Origin of the sequence: Sphingopyxis sp. A083, from assembly GCF_001468495.1 — a bacterium.
Taxonomy (GTDB): domain Bacteria; phylum Pseudomonadota; class Alphaproteobacteria; order Sphingomonadales; family Sphingomonadaceae; genus Sphingopyxis; species Sphingopyxis terrae.
In genome coordinates, this window is sequence record NZ_LNSK01000004.1 from 287,501 (window position 1) to 292,008 (window position 4,508).

At 65.9% G+C, this 4,508-nt stretch carries 5 protein-coding genes and 1 pseudogene; 3 read left to right on the plus strand and 3 right to left on the minus strand.

Going from position 1 to position 4,508, the window contains the following annotated elements:
- The first annotated feature begins 133 nt into the window (after positions 1–133).
- Positions 134–1,660 (plus strand): oligosaccharide flippase family protein, encoded by a 1,527-nt coding sequence (locus ATE59_RS10475; protein ID WP_082657386.1) that lies wholly within the window; start codon positions 134–136, stop codon positions 1,658–1,660.
- Positions 1,661–1,675: 15 nt separating this feature from the next.
- On the opposite strand, the gene ATE59_RS10480 is transcribed toward ATE59_RS10475, so the two are convergent.
- Together ATE59_RS10480 and ATE59_RS10485 are read right to left on the minus strand one after the other, a co-directional pair.
- Positions 1,676–2,605 carry a hypothetical protein gene (locus ATE59_RS10480; protein ID WP_058812365.1) on the minus strand — a complete coding sequence of 310 codons (930 nt, stop codon included), beginning with the start codon at positions 2,603–2,605 and terminating at the stop codon, positions 1,676–1,678.
- A 54-nt stretch (positions 2,606–2,659) separates the two neighbouring features.
- Positions 2,660–3,085 (minus strand): CBS domain-containing protein, encoded by a 426-nt coding sequence (locus tag ATE59_RS10485; RefSeq protein WP_058812366.1) that lies wholly within the window; start codon positions 3,083–3,085, stop codon positions 2,660–2,662.
- Between the two features lie 132 nt (positions 3,086–3,217).
- Between ATE59_RS10485 and ATE59_RS10490 the strand changes: the two genes are divergently transcribed.
- Complete coding sequence (locus tag ATE59_RS10490) at positions 3,218–3,520, plus strand: hypothetical protein (RefSeq protein WP_058812393.1); 303 nt, start codon at positions 3,218–3,220, stop codon at positions 3,518–3,520.
- Positions 3,517–3,894, plus strand: a complete 378-nt coding sequence (locus tag ATE59_RS10495; protein ID WP_003041896.1) for an acyl-CoA thioesterase — start codon at positions 3,517–3,519, stop codon at positions 3,892–3,894. Before ATE59_RS10490 ends, ATE59_RS10495 begins: the two co-directional genes overlap by 4 nt.
- Before the next feature lie 6 nt (positions 3,895–3,900).
- On the opposite strand, the pseudogene ATE59_RS17985 reads toward ATE59_RS10495, so the two are convergent.
- A pseudogene (locus ATE59_RS17985) lies at positions 3,901–4,508 on the minus strand (DUF4139 domain-containing protein); the annotation flags it as partial.

Genomic DNA, 4,508 nt, shown 5'->3' on the forward strand with positions numbered 1-4,508 from the left:
CAATTTGATATTTTATTGCGAATTTTTGACACGCCCCCCGGAAAGCCGCAGAAATGCGTGCATCTCGTGCTGCGCGGCGATCGACACCCCGCGCAACGCTTTGCCAATGAGTTGGTGCTAGAGCCTCGAATCGATGACCGAATCCCCCTCTTTCCGCCCTCAGGAGACGATTCTTGGCGATTCCGTCGCGGCGAATCCCGCCACGACCGAAGAATCGGACGGACTCGGACGCCGAATCCGCGCGGCGGTGCTGTGGCGTTCGGGATCGCAGATCGCGGGGCAGATGATCGCCTGGGCGGCGACCTTCCTCGTCATCCGGATTCTCAGCCCGGCCGACTACGGCCTTTATGCAATGACGCAGGTGATGCTGATGCTGTTCACTATGCTGAACGGCTATGGTCTTGCGAGCGCCGTGATCCAGCAGCGCGATGTCACGCCGCAACAGCTCCGCCAGACCCTGGGGCTCCTGCTCCTGATCAACGGCGGCCTTGCCCTGTTGCAGATCGCCGCGGCACCGCTCGCGGCGGCTTATTACAGGGAGCCGCAAATCGCGACGCTGCTGCGCGTCCAGGCGATCATCTATCTGACCACGCCGTTCACCGCGCTCGCCTATGCCCGGCTCGGCCGCGCGCTCGAGTTCCGGCGCCAGGCGCAGGTCAATATCCTCTGCTCGCTGATCGGCGCAGCGGTCGCCCTGGGCGGCGCACTCGCAGGATGGGGTGTCTGGGCGCTCGTCTGGGCGCCGATCGCGATGTTCACGACGCGCGCGCTCGGCTTCACCATCGTTTCGCGGTCATGGATGCTGCCGTCGTTCGATTTCCGCGGCGCGGGCACGATCGCGCGCTATGGCGGGCTCGTCGCCATCGGCCAGTTCTTCGGCTTCATCCAGTCGCAGGCGGACATATTGGTCGCGGGGCGCCTGTTCGACGCGCATCTGGTCGGCGTTTATACGACCGCGCTGTTCCTGACACAGATTTTCAACAACAAGATCATTCCGCCGCTCAACGAAGTCGCCTTCACCGCTTATTCCCGGCTGCGTGACGAAGCAGAGGGGCTCGCGCGCCCCTTCGCCCGCGCGGTCCGCGCAATCATGGCGGCGGCGATGCCCTTCTTTCTGGGCCTCGCGGTCGTCGCCGAACCACTTGTCCTCGTCCTGCTCGGCGACAAATGGGCCGGCGCCATTCCGCTGATTCGGCTGCTCGCGATCGCCATGCCTTTCTGGACGCTCTTCACCCTGCTGCAACCCGCGACCGATGCGATGGGCCGACCCGAGATCGCGCTGCGCAACGCCGCAATCGGCGCGCTCATCATGCCGGTCGCCTTTCTCGTCGGGGGACAGTGGGGAATCGCCGGGATCGCGGCAGCCTGGATCGCCGCCTATCCGGCCCTGTTCGCTTTCGCCGCGTGGCGATCGCTTCCGGTGATCGGGATGCGCGCGGGCGCCCTGCTCGGCGCCATTCTGCCGTCGGTTCTCGTGGCCATGGCGATGGCAGTCACCGTGATGGTCGCTGGCCACCTGCTCGCCCCGGTTTCGATGGCGCCCCGCTTGGCGCTGCTCGTGGGAATCGGCGCGCTGACCTATGCGGGCGGGCTTATGCTCTTCGCGCGCGAGACGATTGGCGACTTGATCGCGATGGCGCGCGGCAATCCCGCGGCCTGATCCGGCGCCGCCGCGTCAGCGCGGCAGCATCGCGACGGCGCGTCGCGTCGCATCGGCATAGGCGCCGCCGGTAAAGCGGTGCGTCCCGATGAAATGGATGAAGCGCGCATCGGGCGGCACGCCTTCGTTCCAGAAATTGATGTAGCGGTCATAGGGCAGCAACAGCGGGTCGGGCTGATTCGCGATGACGAAGTTCGACGTCACCTGCTCGCTACCCCATTGTGCCCAGCGTTCGGCGCCGAGCAGCGCCGTCGCCTCGCGCGAAAAGGCTTCGGCGATTCGCCGTCCCTCGCCGCTCGGCGCGAAGCCTGCGAACCCCGAACAGCCGCGCACATAGGCGGGCGCCGCCAACTCGGGCAGATCGAGCCGGTCCATCCCCGATTCGATTGCCCCCTGCACATGCGCCGCGGGATTGGTGAAGCGCTGCGATTCGATCGCCTGCGCAGCGATCGTCGCCAGCGGCAGGATCTGCGAGGCAGCCTCTCCCTTCAACGTAAAGCTGCGCCCGGCATCGATCGCCGCGGCGACTTCGGGAAGCGGGCCGACCGTCACCGTGTCCGAATCGACCTGGATGACATAGGCGTCGGCGCGCAGATCAAGGATGGTCAGCAACCGCTCCCACGTCCCGCCGCGCGGACATTCGCCGGTATCGACCGCCGCGATCGCCCGGATCTCGGGATCGCCGAGATGATGGGCGAGCAGTTTGCGGTCAGCATCGGTCAGCGTGCCGTCATCCAGAATCACGACACGGCCGCGCGGCACCTGGTGCCACAGCGACTTGATCGACACCAGATAGGGCAGCAGCACCCGCGTACCGATCATAGAGAAATAGATGACGCCGTCGTCGGCGGGCACGATGGGCCGCGCCTTGAGCACGCCGGCGGCCAGCCGCCGATGCGCCCATTGCTTGCGATGCCATTGGATCCGGTCGACGACGCGCTTCATAGGCTCCGCGTTACCGCCAACCGATTAATTTTCAATAGGAGGCAAAGCAGCGGGTCAGCCGGCGATATAGTCGCGCATCGCCGCTGCCTCGGCCTCGATCTTGTCGATTCGATATTTGACGAGGTCGCCGATCGACACGAATCCGACCAGACCGCTGCCATCGACCACCGGCAAATGGCGAATCCGCTTCTGCGTCATCTGCGACAGCGCGCCGATCACCGCCATGTCCGGACCGCAGGTCACCGGCGATCGCGTCATTACCTCATCGAGCCGGCGGTCGAGCGCCTCGGGACCGTAGGAGGCGACGAGGCGCACGAAATCGCGTTCGGAAAATATGCCGACCAGCGAATCGCCGTCGAGAACCGGCACCGCACCGATCCGATGCTGGGCGAGCAGGTCGACAACCGCGCGCACCAAATCGTCGGTCCGCGCCGCGATCACCGTGCCGCTCCGCCCCTGAAGAATCGCTCCGATCGTCATCCGCTGGCGCTCCTTTCCCGATTGTCCTGTCGTTGCGCGCGCAGTCTATCATGATTCGCGGTGGGCGCGAAACGAACGGAACGCCGCCATTACCGCTTGGCCTTGCCCGCGGCTTGGTTCATGGAGGCGCGCATGGTCAAACCTTCGCCACTGGACAATCGCGACACCTCGAAAGTCGCCTGGGCGCGCTATCGCCGGCTGATGCGCGGGATGAGCATCGTCTCGCTGCTCGCCGTCGTCGGCGCGCTGAGCTGGCTGCGCTTCACCATGGGCGAGGCGCTGACGATCCACATGATGATCGCGACCGCGGCGGGCGTCGGCCTGTCGGTCATGCTCGGCGCGGCGCTGATGGGACTTGTCTTCCTGTCGAGCGGCAGCGGCCACGACGAATCGATCGACGACCCCTTCAAGGACGATCCGGACCTCAATCCATGACCGACAATCCCCGCGACCCCATATTGCGTGTCGTGCCGCAGCCGGCCGACATCAACAGCAACGGCCATATCTTCGGCGGCTGGGTGCTGGCGCAGATGGATATTGCGGGCGGCATTGTCGCCGCGCGAATCGCGCAGGGTCCGACCGCGACGGTGGCGATCGAGGCGATGGAATTCATCGCGCCGATCCTGCTGCGCGACATCATCTCGGTCTATGCCCATCTCGAACGGCGCGGCCGCACATCGATGGGCATCCGGATCGAGGTGATCGCGACCCGCGGCCGCGGCGAAGAGCAGGTGAAGGTCACCGAGGGACTGTTCACCTTCGTCGCGCTCGACGAGAATCACCGGCCACGTCCGCTGCCGCCCGCCTGATCGGCCTCAACCGCCCTTGCGGTTTTCGCGAAAGCTTTGTTCGATGCGGTCGTTCGCGGGAACGCGGACGCGCCAGACCCAGCTGTTGCCGCGCCGCTCCCATCCTTCGGGTGCGGGGTCGATGGCAAAGGGGATGAGCAATTCCACCTCCGCGTCGGTCAGGCGCGCGTTGGTCAGCGTCACCTGCCACAGCCGGTGGTCGGCATCCGAATCGGGGAGGACAGCGGCGCGATACTGGACCGCAGGACTCGCCCCCAGATCATAATCGACGCGCTCACCCTCCGCCTTGTCGCCGATCTTCGCTTCGCCGACCAGCAACGGCTCGCCCGCCACCGTTTCAAAGATCATCGCCGCTCCGGCGGGAAGCGCGAGGCCAAGCCCGTCCGCCTTGCGATTCTGCACCCGCAGCCGCGTCGTCAGCGGCTGGGGTCGCCCATTGCCATAATTATAGAGCGACCCCGCATAGAGCTGTTCGGCCGCAACCCCGCCCCGCGCGAGCAGCGCCACCTGCTTCTGCCCCTTTGCCGCGACATCGACGCGAAAGGGGATGCGATAGAATTTGAGGTCGCCAAGATCCTCGGGGGGCGGAGGTGGAGGCGGCGGCGGGGGAGGCG